We start from the raw sequence: 16,656 nt of genomic DNA on the forward strand, positions 1-16,656 counted from the left end.
CCTCGTGAACGCACAGTGCGGTGGCCGGTCCAACAGGCCAGTCACCGAAATAGGAGTTTTCCATGCTGCGCCTTATTGCCCCATCGCTCGCCCTGCTGCTGACATTGCCTTTTGCAGTGCAGGCCGAGTCACTGAAAGACTTCGACCTGGGCAAGACACTGCAGAAGGTTGCCAAGCAAAGCAGTGTCGGCACTCCGCGGGCGATCAATGAAGACATCCTCGACAACGGCTATACCGTGCAGGGCAAAGAGCTGGTCGACCATCTTAGCGTGCGCCCCAGCCACGCTGCGAAGATGCGCGCCAACCCTGACGTGGTCAGGGCGACCCTGAGCAACAGCGTCTGCGGCAATCCGGGCTACCGCCAACTCATGGCCCAAGGCGCCGTCTTGCGCTATGACTTCACTGAGCTTAAGACCAAAAAGCCGGTAGCCCGGGAGCGTTTTACCGCCTCCGACTGCCCGAGTAATGCCGCCAAGTGATCAATGCGGCGCTGCCGCCCGTACTTGTTCGGCGTCGGCGCGCAGTTCCGCGAGCAAGGCCTGTACATATTGAGAGCGGGCCTCTCGCGGGTCCAAGCGGCGTAAACACTCTTGCTCCACGCTTAAATTCCCGGCCTGCGCCGCTGTCTCCAACAGGCGGTAGAGCTGTGGATCGATTTCCAGGCTGACTCGATGCATGTTGCCTCCCTGAGCCCATACTCCGCACTAGGCGCGTAGCTCACCCTTCCCGAATGATCGCTCTAACTACTGAGTAAATCAGATACCTGAGCGAACTGTATTGAACCAGACCAACGGAAGCCGCCCTACACCGCAGTGCCGGCGGCCGCTTGCGCCATTAAGCGCGACACAGGGTCGCATTAGACCTTGAACTTGCCCACCATCTGATTCAGCTCGACGGCCAGGCGCGAAAGCTCGTGGCTGGCGGCGTTGGTTTGTTGAGCGCCGTCGGCCGATTGCAGAGATAAATCTCGAATGTTAACCAGGTTACGGTCCACTTCGCGGGACACCTGAGCCTGCTCCTCCGCGGCGCTGGCGATCACCAAGTTGCGGTCGGAAATCTCCGCCACGCTGCGGGTGATTTCCTCGAGGGCGCCGCCTGCGCTACGGGCCACGTCCAATGCACTTTGAGCACGGCTACTGCTGGTCTGCATGGACGCCACAGCCTTGCTGCTACCTTGCTGGATGCCGCTAACCATCACCTCAATTTCTTGCGTGGACTGCTGAGTCCGATGGGCCAGCGCCCGCACCTCATCCGCCACCACGGCAAAACCACGGCCGGCTTCCCCGGCGCGAGCCGCCTCAATGGCCGCGTTGAGCGCCAACAGGTTGGTCTGCTCGGCGATAGCGCGGATCACGTCCAGGACCTTACCGATGTCTTGGGTCTGATCGGCCAAGCTGCGGATCTGCTGCGAAGTGACTTCGACATCACTGGTCATTTGCTGGATGGCGTCGACCGTTTCCTGCACCCGCTCACGGCCTTGCAAGGCCGCAGCGCTGGACTGCTGAGAGGCCGTGGAGGTGTTGACGGCGTTGCTGGCCACTTCCTCGACAGCCGCGGTCATCTCGTTGACGGCGGTGGCGGCCTGTTCGATTTCGTTATTTTGCTGCTGCAGTGAGCGCGACCCCTCGTCGGTGACCGCATTGAGTTCTTCGGCCGCCGAAGCGACTTGGGTCGCCGAGCCGGAAATCCGCTGCAGGGTGTCGCGCAGGTTGATCTGCATGGTTTGCAGCGCCTGCTGCAGCCGCGTCACCTCATCATGGCCATTGACCTGAGCGGTGGTGGTCAGGTCGCCGCGCGCGACGTCTTCAGCGGCCTGCAGGGCTTGGCTGAGCGGGCGAACGATGCTACGGGTCAAGACCACGGCTAACAGCACCGTCAATACGGCGGTCAGGACCAGCACTGCAATGATGATCTGCCGCGCGCTTACGTATTCGCTTTCAGCATCCGCAACGGCGGCCTCGGCACCTTGGCGATTAAGCTCCAGCAGGCTGTCGACAAGAGGCGCCATTTGGTCTGAATATTTTTTCAGGTCACCTGTGATCAAACCTGGAATCTCAGCTTCACGCTTAGCCAGAGAAGCTTGGCGCAATTTGTCCTGCGCCACCAGATAGTTGCTCAACGCCTCTTTGAACTGCTGAAATTTGCCTGCTTCTTCCGGGCCCCGCACCAACGACGCGTAGGACGAGACAATGCTATTGGCTTTCTTGGTCAGGACTTCCAGGCGCGCCTCGGCCTTGTCAATGTCGGCCTGACTGCGGTTGATCATGACGAAATAAGACATGGTGCGAAAGCGCGTCGTGGTATCGGCCAACTCTCCCAGCAGCCGAGTGGACGTCAGCCAGCCTTTACCCAGATCGGTGGTGCTCGCATTGAGGCCCGACATTTTGTCGAGGCTCATGATCCCCAGAAACAGCACGAATAGCGCCATTAGAGAGAAACACAGCGTAGCGCGAAGGGCGATGCCAAGATTACGCAGTTTCATGTGGCCGAACCTGATGATTATTGTTAGCTGGTTGTCGGCCACAGGGCGGGGAAATGAAGCTGAACTTGCAGATTTCTCCAATACAGGGCCGCAGACGAAGGCGCACCACTGCCCAAGTGCCTGCGACAATGGTGCCCCCAGGCTCGATGCAGTACCTTTACGGCAGGCTTAGAACGCAGAAGGAGAACGCGCAATGCCCTATCTTCCCAATGACTCACTGGCCGCCCATTTCAACGGTAACGGGCTGAACCTTACTGAGAAAGTCGAGCAACAACTTCGCTTGGTCGCGCCCGATAGCCCGAACATCGCCCTCTATCGCGACATGATGTTGACGGTGTTGCGCATGGCCGAAGAGGACCGCAACCGCTGGAATGCCAAAATCACCCTCCAGGCCCTGCGCGAGCTGGAACAAAGCTTCAGGGTGCTGGAACGCTTCAAGGGTCGGCGCAAAGTGACCGTGTTCGGCTCGGCACGCACGCCCATCGAGCACCCGCTGTATGCACAGGCCCGCGAATTGGGCGCAGCGCTGGCGCGTGCGGACCTGATGGTTATCACGGGAGCGGGTGGCGGCATCATGGCGGCGGCCCATGAAGGTGCAGGCCTGGAGCACAGCCTGGGCTTCAACATTACCCTGCCTTTTGAACAGCACGCGAACGCCACCATGGACGGCACGGATAAGCTGCTGCCGTTCCACTTCTTCTTTATCCGCAAGCTGTTCTTCGTCAAGGAAGCCGACGCGCTGGTGCTCTGCCCTGGAGGCTTCGGCACCTTGGATGAGGCCCTCGAAGTATTGACGCTGATTCAAACCGGCAAAAGCCCATTGGTACCCGTGGTACTGCTCGACACCCCAGGCGGCAGTTTCTGGCAAGACGCGCTGGACTTTATCCGCAAGCAACTGGAAGCCAACCACTACATCTTACCCAACGACCTCAAACTGCTGCGGCTGGTCTACAACCCCGAAGACGCCGTGCAAGAGATCAACCAGTTTTACGCCAACTTTCATTCCAGTCGCTGGCTGCAACACCAGTTCGTCATCCGCATGCGCCACCCCTTGAGCGAGGAAGCACTGGCCCATGCAGCCGATAGCTTTGCCGACCTACGCTTGAATGGCGACTTTCACCAGCATGCCTATGCTGGCACCGAACACGATGGCCCGGAGTTCAGCGAGCTGACGCGCTTGGCTTTTGCGTTCAATGGCCGCAACCAAGGGCGGTTGCGTGAGTTGGTGGACTTTATCAACCGCCCCGAAAACTGGGCCCGCTAGGTTCAGAACGTACGACTTCAGTCGTCCAAACCCCGGCCGCTCAACAAGCGGCCGATCATCTCCAACGAATAGCCGCGATAGCAAAGAAAGCGGGTCTGCTGGGCCCGCTCACGCGGGTCGCTGGGCAACTTACCGGCGTACTTGCGCTGCCACACTTCGGCCAATTGGCTGGGCCAGTGGAAGCCACATTCACGCAAGGCTTGCTCTACGTCGGCGCGTGCCAAGCCGCGCTGGTTCAACTCTTCACGGATACGTGCCGGCCCATAGCCCGAGCGGGCACGGTAGTTGATAAAGCTTTCCAGGTAGCGGGCTTCAGACAACAAACCCTCTTGCGTTAAACGGTCGAGGGCTTCGTCGATCATTTCTGGGGGGGCACCGCGCTGACGCAACTTGCGCGTCAGCTCGACTCGACCATGCTCGCGGCGCGCAAGCAGGTCCATGGCAGACCGTCGCACAGCGACGGGTGTATCAAGGACAACAGGAGGCATGCGAACTACTTAGGCGTCAGCATCGACCAGATCATCTTCGGCCGTCAAAGCAGCCTTACCCTTGGCATCCAGTGCATCCTTGGCTTCAACACCGCCAGTGAGCAACTTGTCGCGGATTTGCTTCTCAAGGACCGCTTTGATTTCTGGGTTGTCCTGCAGGAACTTGGCCGAGTTGGCTTTACCTTGGCCGATTTTGCTGCCTTGGTAGCTGTACCAGGCCCCGGACTTCTCAAGCAGACCGTGGGTCACACCCAGGTCGACGATCTCGCCATTAAGGTAAATACCTTTGCCATAAAGAATCTGGAACTCTGCCTGGCGGAATGGCGGTGCAACTTTGTTCTTGACTACTTTGACACGGGTCTCGCTGCCCACCACCTCATCACCTTCTTTCACTGCACCGGTGCGGCGAATGTCGAGGCGAACCGACGCGTAGAACTTGAGGGCGTTACCACCAGTGGTGGTCTCCGGGCTACCGAACATAACGCCGATCTTCATACGGATCTGGTTAATGAAGATCACCAGGCAGTTGGCGTTTTTGATGTTACCGGTGATTTTGCGCAGTGCCTGAGACATCAAGCGAGCTTGCAGGCCCACGTGCATGTCACCCATTTCGCCTTCGATCTCAGCTTTGGGCACCAGTGCCGCCACGGAGTCGACGATAATGACGTCGACGGCGTTGGAGCGTACCAGCATGTCGGTAATTTCCAGGGCCTGCTCACCGGTATCAGGCTGCGACACCAGCAGGTCATCGACGTTGACGCCCAGCTTACCGGCATATTCCGGGTCCAAGGCGTGTTCGGCATCGACGAACGCACAGGTAGCGCCGGCTTTCTGAGCCTGGGCGATCACCGACAGGGTCAGCGTGGTCTTACCCGAAGACTCAGGGCCGTAGATTTCGACGATACGGCCTTTAGGCAGGCCACCAATGCCCAGCGCGATGTCCAGGCCCAGCGAACCGGTGGAGATGGCCGGGATCGCCTGACGCTCATGGTCACCCATGCGCATCACGGCACCCTTGCCGAATTGACGTTCGATCTGACCCAGGGCCGCAGCCAAGGCACGCTTCTTGTTGTCGTCCATTGAAGTCCTCACGTAATCAATAAGGCCTGTCGGCCTGAACACCTGTATAAGTAGCCAGTATTATTCCACAGGGATCGAGGCGCGCCTACCCCTCTAGGGGACTTTCTCCTGCTGCAACGTGTAACAGCCCCTCTAGGGCGGCCTTTACCGTCTGTCGGCGAACCTCATCACGGCTTCCCGCAAACTGCCGACGCGTGGCGAATACGTGGCTGCCAGCGGCCCAGGCCAGCCAAACGGTGCCGACCGGTTTTTCCGCCGAACCGCCATCTGGCCCCGCGACCCCACTGACTGCCACGGCAAACCTCGCACCGCTGCTAGCCTGCGCCCCGGCAGCCATCGCCTCGACCACCTCACGACTGACGGCGCCAACCTGCTCGAACAGTGCCATCGGCACACCTAGCTGGGCAGCCTTCTGCTTATTCGAATAAGTGATGTACCCTGCTTCGAACCAGGCCGAACTGCCCGGCACCCGGGTGATCGCCTCGGCAATACCGCCGCCCGTACAAGACTCTGCCGTGCTCACTTGTGCGTGCAAGGGTAGTAAACGCTCACCCAGTTGGCGGGCGAGTTCAGTAATCGAGTCCATCAGTTCCCCCACAATGTCTGGTAAGCCCTACCCTACGCCAGGCAGCCTGGCTTGCAAACGGCCGCTTGGGCCTCAGCGACCGCCCCCACCAAACCGCGAACGAATCATAGACAGCAGATCGGCGGCTTTGATTGCACGGATCACCGCAGCGATCAGCGAATCACCGAACGTCCCCAGCAGAAACCCGACACCTGCGACGCTACGCGGCTCGACGACCCCCAGGTAGCTGCTGACCATGCTGGTCAGGTAGTGCGCGCAGGCGGCTCCGGTGCACAGGTAGATCAACCAGGCTTTGCGGTTCTTGAGGTCGTCCTGGTGAAACCAACTGGCAGCGATCGCGCCCATCAGGCCGGCGAAAGCCCAATCGAGCTCGTCGAGCAGGCAGTTGAGGAACTCCATACTTAGCTCCAGGGCGGACACTGAAAACCGCCGTTAACAAAAGTAAGAATGGCAGGAACAATGCAGGCGATTCTCCATCCAACGTTCTTGAATAACGTCCCTTGATGGAGCCTTGGCACATGCCGACCAGTTTCATGATGAGTGACACCAACCTTTACGAAGCTCACTACGTGGTGGGCCACTCGAAAAAGGTGTTGTTGATTGAGAGGAAAAGCATGAACGAGCTGGATTCCTGGCTGTGTGTCATCCTTTACGCCTCGGGCGGCAACATTAATATCAGCACCATCACCGACCTTGATCACGCGAGGCAGGTGGCGATGACTTACGCCATCGAGAAAGTGCGTTGGAACAAGACCGACAGGATCGAAACCCAGAGCACGTCGATCTGTTTTTACGGTGACACCTGGCAGCAGAGTATCTTTACCCTGTCCAAGCCAGAGTCCGTCTAAGCGCCTCCCCTTTTTGACATTCCGCTACCTCAACGAAAGTCGGCTAGCTCACCTCTGTGGGCCGTCGTAGCGACCTGCTACAAAGACTATTACTGGACATATATACAGTCAATGCATCAGTGCATATATTTTCACTGCCTTGCGTTGTCTATATGTATCTCTTTGATTCGTATGTGTTATTAGGAAAAGGCCGGGCACAAAAAAACCCGCAGGCGGCGGGTTTTAGGAAAGAGAGCGATAGCTAACGCGCGTACATACCCCACCAGAATACGTGGCCTAAAATACTGATCTGCTCATCCTGCATCTGCTCAAAAGCGTAGTCCTCATCAGGGTGTTCTTCGCGGTTGAAACTACGTAGGCGTATGCCCGTCGGTAGGCGATACAGCTGTTTGACCCGCAGTTGCCCATTATGGTTGATCGCATAGAGGTCACCGTCGACGATATCAGCAACGGCACTTTTGCCCGCGTTTACCCCCACTGTCGCACCATCACGCAGCACTGGGAGCATGCTATTACCCCGCACTGTCACGCATTTGGCCTGATCGAACTGCACACCATTGTGGCGCAGGCTGCGTTTGCCAAAACGGAGGCTGGCTTTTTCGCTTTCTTCAATGACGAATCTGCCGGAGCCTGCGGAGAGCTCGACTTCTCTAAGAAATGCAATAGACACCTCGTCCTCATCGAGCGGGGTGTCGTCGTCCCATAGGCTGATGTCACTTAATTCGGCATCCACCGGTACGCGCCGCGCCAAGGCCACACGCCCGCGCAACTGGTCGGTGCTGACACGAAAATAGTCGGCGATCTTAGACACGTGCCGGTCGGAGGGGTCGACGATTTTACCCGCCAGAATACGCGAAACAGTAGACTGCGGGACGCCCGTACGCCGGTGCAACTCCGTCGCAGAGATGCCATCGCGTACCAGCAATTCTTTAAGGACCAGAGCAACATTGCGTTTATGCATAGTGCCCATAGTGCCGCGTTTTAAAGGGCCCGACAATGGCGCCAAGGGGCGCAGTGGCCGCAAGGGCCGGAAAATCCCTGTAGTATTAGCCGATTAACCTTCATCAAATAGACGCGCCGAGCTAAGTCCTTGAATGTCTGATCTTTCTAACCACACCCCGATGATGCAACAGTACTGGAAGCTGAAAAATCAGCACCCAGACCAGTTGATGTTCTACCGCATGGGCGACTTCTACGAAATCTTCTACGAAGATGCGAAGAAGGCGGCCAAATTGCTCGATATCACCCTGACCGCCCGCGGGCAGTCGGCGGGGCAGTCGATCCCCATGTGCGGTATTCCTTACCATGCCGCCGAGGGCTACCTGGCCAAATTGGTCAAGTTGGGCGAGTCGGTGGTGATCTGTGAGCAGATCGGCGACCCTGCCACCAGCAAGGGCCCCGTAGACCGCCAAGTGGTGCGTATCATCACCCCCGGGACGGTCAGCGATGAAGCGCTGCTCGATGAGCGCCGTGACAACCTGCTGGCGGCGGTGCTGGGTGATGAGCGGCTGTTCGGGCTGGCGGTGCTGGACATCACCAGCGGTAACTTTAGCGTGATGGAGCTCAAGGGTTGGGAAAGCCTGCTGGCAGAGCTCGAGCGTATCAACCCGGTCGAGCTGTTGATCCCGGACGACTGGCCCCAAGGCCTGCCTGCCGAGAAACGCCGTGGCGCCAGGCGCCGTGCGCCCTGGGACTTCGAGCGTGATAGCGCGCACAAAAGCCTGTGCCAACAGTTCGCCACGCAAGACCTCAAAGGCTTCGGTTGCGAGAAGCTGACCCTGGCGATCGGCGCGGCGGGCTGCCTGCTGGCGTACGCCAAGGAAACCCAGCGTACCGCCCTGCCGCACTTGCGCTCCTTGCGCCATGAACGGCTGGACGACACCGTGGTGTTGGACGGTGCCAGCCGGCGCAACCTCGAATTGGATGTCAACTTGGCCGGCGGCCGTGATAACACCCTGCAATCAGTGATCGACCGCTGCCAGACCGCCATGGGTAGCCGTTTGCTCACCCGTTGGCTGAACCGCCCTCTACGGGACCTGAAAGTATTGCAGGCGCGGCAGAGCTCGATCCGCTGCCTGTTGCAAGGCTATCGTTTCGAGGGCGTGCAGCCGCTGCTCAAGGCTATTGGCGATATCGAACGAATCCTTGCCCGCATCGGCCTGCGCAATGCCCGGCCGCGCGATCTGGCGCGCTTGCGCGATGCGCTGGCGGCGCTGCCCGAGCTGCAATCGGCAATGGCCGATCTGGAAGCGCCCCATCTGGCGCAGTTGGCAACCATCGCGGGTACCTACCCGGAGCTGTCCGAGCTGCTGCACAAAGCCATTATCGACAACCCGCCCGCAGTAATTCGCGATGGCGGCGTGCTTAAAACCGGCTACGACCAAGAGCTGGACGAACTGCTGGGCCTGAGTGAAAACGCCGGGCAGTTCCTGATCGACCTGGAAGCGCGGGAAAAAGCCCGCACCGGCTTGAGCCACTTGAAAGTGGGCTACAACCGGGTCCACGGTTACTTCATCGAATTGCCGAGCAAACAGGCCGAACAGGCGCCTGCCGACTATATCCGACGCCAGACCTTAAAAGGCGCCGAGCGCTTTATCACCCCCGAGCTCAAGACCTTCGAAGACAAGGCGCTGTCGGCCAAAAGCCGTGCCCTGGCAAGGGAAAAAATGCTCTATGAGGCGCTGCTGGAAAACCTCATAGGCCACCTGCCGCCGCTGCAGGACACCGCCGCCGCTTTGGCCGAGCTAGACGTCCTGAGCAACCTGGCTGAGCGCGCGCTGAACCTGGACCTGAACTGCCCAACGTTCGTCGAAGAACCGTGCATGCGCATCGTGCAGGGGCGCCACCCGGTGGTTGAGCAGGTATTGACCAGCCCCTTCGTGGCCAACGACCTTAGCCTGGACGACAACACCCGCATGCTGGTGATTACCGGCCCGAACATGGGCGGTAAGTCCACCTACATGCGCCAGACCGCGCTGATCGTGCTGCTGGCCCATATGGGCAGTTTTGTCCCGGCGGCGCAGTGTGAGCTGTCGCCGGTGGACCGTATCTTCACCCGTATCGGCTCCAGTGACGACCTGGCGGGTGGCCGCTCGACCTTTATGGTAGAGATGAGTGAAACCGCCAACATTCTGCACAATGCCACCGAGCGCAGCCTGGTGTTGATGGACGAAGTAGGCCGCGGCACCAGCACGTTCGATGGCCTGTCATTGGCCTGGGCAGCCGCGGAGCGCTTGGCACAACTGCGCGCCTACACGCTCTTCGCCACCCACTATTTCGAATTGACCGTGCTGCCGGAAAGCGAACCGTTGGTCGCCAATGTGCACCTCAATGCCACCGAGCATAATGAGCGCATCGTATTTTTACACCACGTGCTGCCCGGCCCTGCGAGCCAAAGCTATGGCCTGGCAGTGGCTCAGCTGGCTGGCGTACCAGGCCCGGTCATCAAGCGTGCGCGCGAGCACCTGGGCCGCCTCGAAACCACCAGCCTGCCCCATGCCGTGCCCACGGCCAAGCCGGGCAAGCCTGCCGTACCTCACCAGAGCGACCTGTTTGCCAGCTTGCCCCACCCTGTGCTCGACGAATTGGCCAAGACCGACATTGACGGCCTGACGCCACGCCAAGCATTGGAATTGCTCTATACATTGAAGACACGGGTCTAACGCCGGCGCGTTCAAGCTGTTAGAATCCCGCGCGGTTTGGGAATGCCATGAACTCTTAGCCTGGTTCGTGGCGACCTGCCCCAAACCGAGCGGCCCTGTGATGAGGGCTTGCCGCCGCCTGAGGAGAAAATTTGAAATGACCTTCGTCGTCACCGACAACTGCATCAAGTGCAAGTACACCGATTGCGTGGAAGTCTGTCCGGTGGACTGCTTCTACGAAGGCCCGAACTTTCTGGTGATCCACCCGGACGAATGCATCGACTGCGCCTTGTGCGAGCCGGAGTGCCCAGCGCAAGCGATCTTCTCCGAAGATGAAGTGCCCGAGGACATGCAAGAGTTCATTCAGTTGAATGTGGAGCTGGCGGAAGTGTGGCCGAACATCACTGAGAAAAAAGACGCCCTGCCGGACGCTGAAGAGTTCGATGGCGTGAAAGGCAAGATCAAGGACCTGGAGCGTTAAACGCCCGGTGACTTGCTGAAGGCCCCTTATCGGGCCTTTTTTTATGCCCGAATGGCACCATCACTTTTCTGCAGACGAAAAAAGGGGCGGTATGACCCGCCCACATTTTTTCCGTATATCCCTTTTATCCCTGACATCATCCTGATGAATCGCATCCTGCGATGTCCTTGGCTGCCATCCTGGCGGCCTGTGCTCTAGTCCGTGAGCACAGTTCAGATATTAAGGGTTTCCCCAGCGCAGACAACCCGCTTGAGCGCACAAAAAATGTCTCTTACATAATTATTCCTAAAATAAAAACCATAAAAATCAATGACTTATATTTTATCTACACCGCGAATGGCTAGGTTTTCACAGGTGGTAGTTACCATCTCCTACGCGACGTATAAGAGATCTCTTACGTAGTTTGTCAGCGCTGTAACTCATGCAAAACATCTGAAATTTACCGCACCAATAAAAACGCCTCGATCCAGTCGAGGCGTGCTTGGCGGTTCTATCGGTTACTGGAACAGGGACTCACTGGACAGGCCATTTTTCTCGAGAATCTCACGCAGGCGCTTCAGACCCTCCACCTGGATCTGCCGTACCCGCTCACGGGTCAGGCCGATTTCCAGGCCAACGTCTTCAAGGGTGCTGCTCTCATGCCCACGCAGGCCAAAACGCCGCACCACCACTTCGCGTTGTTTGTCAGTCAGCTCAGACAGCCATTGATCGATGCTTTGCGACAAGTCGTCGTCCTGCAGCAGTTCGCAGGGGTCGGTGGGGCGGTCGTCGGTCAGGGTGTCGAGCAGGGTCTTGTCAGAGTCCGGGCCCAGGGAGACGTCCACTGAAGAAACTCGTTCGTTGAGGCCGAGCATGCGCTTGACCTCACCTACCGGTTTTTCCAGCAGCTTGGCGATCTCCTCGGCAGACGGCTCATGGTCGAGCTTCTGGGTGAGCTCGCGGGCGGCCCGCAGGTACACGTTGAGCTCTTTGACCACATGAATAGGCAGCCGGATAGTCCGGGTCTGGTTCATGATGGCGCGCTCAATGGTCTGGCGGATCCACCAGGTGGCATAGGTGGAAAAGCGGAAGCCGCGCTCCGGGTCGAACTTCTCGACCGCGCGGATCAGGCCCAGATTGCCCTCCTCGATCAGGTCGAGCAGGGACAGGCCTCGGTTAACGTAACGCCGTGCGATCTTGACCACTAGGCGCAGATTACTCTCGATCATACGCTTGCGGCCGGCGGGGTCGCCTTTTTGCGAAAGCCGCGCGTAGTGGACTTCTTCTTCCGGGGAGAGCAAAGGGGAAAAGCCGATTTCATTGAGGTACAACTGCGTGGCGTCGAGGGCACGCGTGTAGTCAATGTACTTGTGTTGCTTGAGGGTGGTGGAGTTCCTTCCCTTGGCGCGAGCTGAAGAAGCTGGAGATTCTTCATCCGACGCCGAGTCCATGACGATGTCGGCTTCCATGAGGAGCACCTCATCGTCGATGTCAAACTCCGGCGCTTCTTTACTGAGAGCCATTGTTATAGTCCTTTGCTGAGTTCGACCTCAAGCTCAAGCATCGCCTTTATCCGTGGCAACGCTGGAGCCCATCCCCACTACGTGAAGGAACAGGCTGGCAGTAAAATCAACGACGTGGCAAGAATTGCAGCGGATCTACAGGTTTGCCCTGGCGGCGAATTTCAAAATGAAGCTTCACCCGGTCGGTACCCGTCGAACCCATTTCGGCAATTGTCTGTCCGACTTTGACCTGCTGCCCCTCCCGAACCAACAGCCTGCGGTTATGACCGTAGGCACTCACGTAGGTATCGCTGTGTTTGATGATCACTAGCTCGCCGTAGCCCCGCAAACCGCTGCCAGCGTAGACCACCGAGCCATCAGACGCGGCAAAAACAGGCTGTCCCAATTCTCCGGCGATATCAATGCCTTTATTCAAACTACCGTTTGAAGCGAATTTCGCGATCAGAACCCCGTTGGCGGGCCAAGCCCAGCCACCCGCCGAACGCTCCCCGGCTGGGACTGGCGTAGGCGTCGGAACGGTATTGGGAACACTCGCAGCGCTGCCGACGGACGGTGCCGTAGTGATAGGCGTGCGGGTAACGGTGGTCTTGCTGGAAGACGAAGGCGATGCAGTGGACTGCGTGGTGACCACCACCGGGCCTGAGCTCGAGCGCCCATCAAAGCGGATATCTTGCCCTACGCGAATGGTATACGGCGGTGGAATACCATTGCGGGCGGCGAGTGCTTTGTAGTCCCAGCCATAGCGGAAGGCGATGGAAAACAGCGTGTCACCGCGTTTCACCCGATACTGGCCAGTGGTAACCGTAGGCCGCTGGGGGGCTGAGCTGACATTGCCATTGCGGTCTACCACCCGCACCCCGCCCTTGGGTGCACTGGAACAGCCTGCTAGCAAGGTAAGGAGGGCAACGCCAATCACCAGAAGCTTGAAGCTCGACCTACTTTTACGCTGCTGAATGATCGTGGGACTCACCCGCCGCTCCCTTTGTGGTGACTAAATATGAACATTATAACCTTAGGCCACTGCCTGACGCGCGGGACCGGCAACAACCGGAGCATTCCTAGGTTCTGTACGTAAAGTCGCCGAGCGGCGATCAGGCAAGGCAAAAACAGGCGAGGAAGCGGAGTTGACTGGTTGTCAATGAGCATTCCGATCGGACTCGCGCCCGAGCCTGTTTTTAACGCAGCATGATCGACGCGCAGGCACTTTACGTACAGAACCTAACACCCCACCCGCCTCTATGACAGAGCCCAGCGGGCAGAATTCAGTCTCGGTACTGGCTTCCCTTTATGCCAGCGGCCCGTTAAGCAGGGGCACGAAACGCACCGACCCTAGCACATGCCGCGCAAAACCATGCTCTTCGCGCACGATCAGCACTAATTGCTGGACTTCGCCAGAACCCACCGGGATGACCAAGCGCCCGCCCGGTGCCAATTGGTCGAGCAGCGCCTGGGGAACATCGCTGGCCACGGCCGTTACGATGATGCCGTTGTAGGGGGCGAGCGCGGGCCAGCCCTCCCAACCGTCACCCCAGCGAAACACCATGTTGCGCAGGTTGAGCTCTTGCAGACGTTCCTTGGCCCGGTCTTGCAGCACCTTGATGCGCTCCACCGAAAACACCCGCTCCACCAGCTGCGCCAACACGGCGGTCTGGTACCCCGAGCCGGTGCCGATCTCCAGCACCTTGTCCAATGGGCCCGCTTCGAGCAGCAACTCACTCATGCGCGCGACCATGTAGGGTTGCGAAATGGTCTGGTTATTGCCAATCGGCAGGGCCGTGTCTTCATAGGCACGGTGGGCCAGGGCTTCATCGACGAACAGGTGCCGCGGCGTGCGGCGTATCACGTCCAGCACCTGGGTGCTGGTGATGCCCTCTTCATACAAGCGCTGGATCAAGCGCTCGCGGGTCCGCTGGGAAGTCATGCCCACCCCACGGCGCATCAGGTCGTCCTGCTCGCGCATCACGTGAGGCCCTCCAACCAGCGCTCCAGGTTGTGGAAAGCCTCGTTGAAAGTGCGGTCTAGCTGCAAAGGGGTGACCGAAACATAACCCTGCATCAGCGCATGGAAGTCGGTGCCTGGCCCGCCATCTTCGGCTTCACCGGCCACGGCGATCCAATAGCCAGGCTTGCCGCGCGGGTCGAGCACGTAGCTCGGTGCAGCCGCCCGCGCACGATGGCCCAGACGGGTCAAGGCGATGCCACGCACGCGGTCCAGCGGTAGATTGGGCACATTGACGTTGAGTACCGTGCGCGGCGGCAGATCGAGCTGATCACGCGCTTCGACCAGCTTGCGGGCATAGAAAGCGGCGGTCGCCAAGTGCTCCGGCTGGCGCGAAGCCAATGAAAAGGCCATGCACGTGCGCTTGATAAAGCGCCCTTCCAACGCCGCGGCCACCGTACCCGAGTAGAGCACATCGTCGCCCAGGTTCGCCCCCAGGTTGATACCTGAGACGACCATGTCCGGCTCGTGCGCCAGCAGCGCATTGAGGCCCAAATGGACGCAGTCGGTGGGGGTACCGTTGAGGCTGATAAACCCGTTCGGTAACGTGTGTGGGTGCAACGGCCGATCGATCGTGAGCGAGCTGCTGGAGCCGCTGCGGTCCTGGTCCGGGGCAATCACCGTGCACTCGGCATAGTCAGCCAGCGCGCCATGGAGCGCGGCGAGGCCGGGTGCGGTGACCCCATCGTCGTTTGAAATCAGAATGCGCATGAGCTGTCCGTCTGCCCTGCCGAAACCAGATCTACGAGTTCGCGCACCACGACGGTGGCGAAGCATCCGGCCGGCAGGACGAATTCTAATTGCAGAGTGTCAGGCTGGGGATAATGCCACGTCAGCCGCCCAATGGGCAGCCGCAGGATGCGTCGTTCGTGAGCCATGCCCGCTTTTACGAGCCAATCGCGCAGTGACGCTTCACGCAAACCGATGGCCTGCTCGAATGTATGGATGGCCGCCAGGCTCGGGGCGTCGCCTTCGCCCCACAGCGGGCCGGTGGGGTGCAGGTCGAGAATTGCCAGGCGTGGGTCGCTGCATTCGGCCTCCCCGGCCGGAAAAAAACTACGGCTGTCGGTAAACGCGAGCAGGTCGCCCACCTGCGCGGTGTTCCAGGTGCCGGCTGCCACGCGGGCGGCCAAGACCTGGTTGAACAGGTAACTGCGTGCGGTGGAGAGCAGCCTGGAGCGTGTGTTGCGCTGTTCAGGCAAGGCCTGGCGTTCAGCATACTGGCGGGCATCGAAAAGGTTACCGCCACCATGGCCGAAACGCTGGGTGCCGAAATAGTTCGGCACGCCGGCCTGGCGCAATTGCTCAAGGCGCGCCTGCAGCGCTTGGGGGTCGGCTTGCAGGGCGGTCAAGCGTAACGTAAAACCGTTGGCCGAATGGGCGCCGCGCTGCAATTTGCGTTTATGCCGTGTGCTTTTCAAGATACGCAGGGTGTCGTCTTGTGCGCTCGACAGGTCCGGGTCAGCCTTGCCAGGCAGCTGTATGCTGAACCATTGCCGGGTCAGCGCCTGGCGATCCTTAAGGCCGGCATAGCTGACCGTTCGCAATGGGACGCCAGCGGCGCGAGCCAGCCGGCGGGCGGCTTCCTCGGTATTGAGGTTGCGCTTCTCGACCCACAGCCACAGGTGTTCGCCATCGCCGCTGAGCGGGATGTCGAGCACTTCATCGACCTGGAAATCTTCAGCCGTGGCCTTGAGTACCGCTTGCCCCAGGGCCGGGCCGTAGGCGCGCGGGCCGAGCAATTCAAGCTCGGTCATGCGGCGAGCAACAAGGCAACGGCGTGCACGGCGATGCCCTCTTCACGCCCGGTGAAACCAAGCTTTTCAGTGGTGGTGGCTTTGACGTTGACCTGGCCGATGTCCACGCCAAGGTCGGCTGCAATAACGCTGCGCATAGCCTCGATATGGGGCGCCATCTTGGGCGCCTGAGCGACGATGGTGGCGTCGACATTAGCCACCTTCCAGCCTTTGGCCAGGACAATGGCGACCACATGGCGCAGCAACACACGGCTGTCCGCCCCTTTGAATTGAGGGTCAGTGTCTGGAAAATGCTTGCCAATATCGCCCAGCGCCGCCGCCCCGAGCAGGGCGTCACTCAACGCATGCAGGAGCACGTCGCCGTCGGAATGCGCCAGCAAACCGGAGGAATGAGCGATACGCACACCGCCCAGGGTAATGAAGTCGCCTTGCGCGAAACGGTGCACATCGTAGCCGTGGCCAATACGCATAAAAAAACGCCCTGATTGATTCAGGGCGTGATTCTACCTACTTTAGCCGGTCTTGGGCT

The 16,656-nt window shown here is 59.4% G+C and carries 18 protein-coding genes and 1 pseudogene; 5 read left to right on the forward strand and 14 right to left on the reverse strand.

Annotated features, from left to right (window positions below):
- Positions 1 to 62 precede the first annotated feature (62 nt).
- The gene (locus QCL65_RS20080) at positions 63 to 479 is read left to right on the forward strand and encodes a quorum-sensing-regulated virulence factor family protein (protein WP_407311850.1); all 417 of its coding nucleotides are present in this window, start codon (positions 63 to 65) and stop codon (positions 477 to 479) included.
- On the opposite strand, the gene QCL65_RS20085 is transcribed toward QCL65_RS20080, so the two are convergent.
- The 3 genes and pseudogenes from QCL65_RS20085 to QCL65_RS20095 form a co-directional block, all read right to left on the reverse strand.
- Positions 480 to 677, reverse strand: coding sequence for a hypothetical protein (locus QCL65_RS20085; protein WP_407311852.1), 198 nt, complete (start codon positions 675 to 677; stop codon positions 480 to 482).
- Positions 678 to 856: 179 nt separating this feature from the next.
- Positions 857 to 1,720 (reverse strand): methyl-accepting chemotaxis protein, encoded by an 864-nt coding sequence (locus QCL65_RS20090; protein WP_407316953.1) that lies wholly within the window; start codon positions 1,718 to 1,720, stop codon positions 857 to 859.
- Positions 1,712 to 2,482, reverse strand: a pseudogene (locus tag QCL65_RS20095) (MCP four helix bundle domain-containing protein); the annotation flags it as partial. The gene QCL65_RS20090 and the pseudogene QCL65_RS20095, both read right to left, overlap by 9 nt.
- A gap of 193 nt (positions 2,483 to 2,675) precedes the next feature.
- Between QCL65_RS20095 and QCL65_RS20100 the strand changes: the two are divergent.
- The gene (locus QCL65_RS20100; RefSeq protein ID WP_407311854.1) at positions 2,676 to 3,746 is read left to right on the forward strand and encodes an LOG family protein; all 1,071 of its coding nucleotides are present in this window, start codon (positions 2,676 to 2,678) and stop codon (positions 3,744 to 3,746) included.
- 17 nt (positions 3,747 to 3,763) lie between these two features.
- On the opposite strand, the gene recX is transcribed toward QCL65_RS20100, so the two are convergent.
- The 4 genes from recX to QCL65_RS20120 form a co-directional block, all read right to left on the reverse strand.
- The gene (recX, locus tag QCL65_RS20105) at positions 3,764 to 4,234 is read right to left on the reverse strand and encodes a recombination regulator RecX (RefSeq protein ID WP_407311856.1); all 471 of its coding nucleotides are present in this window, start codon (positions 4,232 to 4,234) and stop codon (positions 3,764 to 3,766) included.
- Between the two features lie 9 nt (positions 4,235 to 4,243).
- Positions 4,244 to 5,314, reverse strand: coding sequence for a recombinase RecA (gene recA, locus QCL65_RS20110; RefSeq protein WP_407311858.1), 1,071 nt, complete (start codon positions 5,312 to 5,314; stop codon positions 4,244 to 4,246).
- Between the two features lie 85 nt (positions 5,315 to 5,399).
- Positions 5,400 to 5,900 (reverse strand): CinA family protein, encoded by a 501-nt coding sequence (locus tag QCL65_RS20115; protein ID WP_407311860.1) that lies wholly within the window; start codon positions 5,898 to 5,900, stop codon positions 5,400 to 5,402.
- 72 nt (positions 5,901 to 5,972) lie between these two features.
- Positions 5,973 to 6,299 (reverse strand): MFS transporter, encoded by a 327-nt coding sequence (locus QCL65_RS20120; protein ID WP_407311862.1) that lies wholly within the window; start codon positions 6,297 to 6,299, stop codon positions 5,973 to 5,975.
- 119 nt (positions 6,300 to 6,418) lie between these two features.
- On the opposite strand from QCL65_RS20120, the gene QCL65_RS20125 reads away from it, so the two are divergent.
- Positions 6,419 to 6,748 (forward strand): hypothetical protein, encoded by a 330-nt coding sequence (locus tag QCL65_RS20125; protein WP_407311864.1) that lies wholly within the window; start codon positions 6,419 to 6,421, stop codon positions 6,746 to 6,748.
- A 241-nt stretch (positions 6,749 to 6,989) separates the two neighbouring features.
- On the opposite strand, the gene QCL65_RS20130 is transcribed toward QCL65_RS20125, so the two are convergent.
- A complete protein-coding gene (locus QCL65_RS20130; protein WP_407316955.1) occupies positions 6,990 to 7,709 on the reverse strand; it encodes a helix-turn-helix transcriptional regulator in 720 nt (239 codons plus the stop codon).
- A gap of 133 nt (positions 7,710 to 7,842) precedes the next feature.
- Here QCL65_RS20130 and mutS point away from each other — a divergent pair, with 133 nt between their 5' ends.
- Both mutS and fdxA read left to right on the forward strand, forming a co-directional pair.
- A complete protein-coding gene (gene mutS / locus QCL65_RS20135; RefSeq protein ID WP_407311866.1) occupies positions 7,843 to 10,410 on the forward strand; it encodes a DNA mismatch repair protein MutS in 2,568 nt (855 codons plus the stop codon).
- Between the two features lie 136 nt (positions 10,411 to 10,546).
- Complete coding sequence (gene fdxA / locus QCL65_RS20140) at positions 10,547 to 10,870, forward strand: ferredoxin FdxA (protein WP_310792589.1); 324 nt, start codon at positions 10,547 to 10,549, stop codon at positions 10,868 to 10,870.
- Positions 10,871 to 11,367: 497 nt separating this feature from the next.
- On the opposite strand, the gene rpoS is transcribed toward fdxA, so the two are convergent.
- From rpoS to ispF, 6 genes are all read right to left on the reverse strand, one after another.
- Entirely contained in the window at positions 11,368 to 12,372 is a 1,005-nt protein-coding gene (gene rpoS / locus QCL65_RS20145) for an RNA polymerase sigma factor RpoS (RefSeq protein WP_407311868.1), read from the reverse strand.
- Positions 12,373 to 12,478: 106 nt separating this feature from the next.
- Entirely contained in the window at positions 12,479 to 13,342 is an 864-nt protein-coding gene (locus tag QCL65_RS20150; RefSeq protein ID WP_407311871.1) for a peptidoglycan DD-metalloendopeptidase family protein, read from the reverse strand.
- A gap of 315 nt (positions 13,343 to 13,657) precedes the next feature.
- Positions 13,658 to 14,293, reverse strand: a complete 636-nt coding sequence (locus QCL65_RS20155; RefSeq protein WP_407316957.1) for a protein-L-isoaspartate(D-aspartate) O-methyltransferase — start codon at positions 14,291 to 14,293, stop codon at positions 13,658 to 13,660.
- A gap of 38 nt (positions 14,294 to 14,331) precedes the next feature.
- Positions 14,332 to 15,081, reverse strand: a complete 750-nt coding sequence (gene surE, locus QCL65_RS20160; RefSeq protein WP_407311873.1) for a 5'/3'-nucleotidase SurE — start codon at positions 15,079 to 15,081, stop codon at positions 14,332 to 14,334.
- Positions 15,069 to 16,127 (reverse strand): tRNA pseudouridine(13) synthase TruD, encoded by a 1,059-nt coding sequence (gene truD / locus QCL65_RS20165; protein WP_407311875.1) that lies wholly within the window; start codon positions 16,125 to 16,127, stop codon positions 15,069 to 15,071. Before truD ends, surE begins: the two co-directional genes overlap by 13 nt.
- A complete protein-coding gene (gene ispF / locus QCL65_RS20170) occupies positions 16,124 to 16,597 on the reverse strand; it encodes a 2-C-methyl-D-erythritol 2,4-cyclodiphosphate synthase (RefSeq protein ID WP_407311877.1) in 474 nt (157 codons plus the stop codon). The genes truD and ispF overlap by 4 nt, the downstream gene beginning before the upstream one ends.
- Between the last annotated feature and the right edge of the window lie 59 nt (positions 16,598 to 16,656).

Source organism: Pseudomonas sp. nanlin1, assembly GCF_045571515.1.
In the GTDB taxonomy this organism is placed as follows: Bacteria; Pseudomonadota; Gammaproteobacteria; order Pseudomonadales; family Pseudomonadaceae; genus Aquipseudomonas.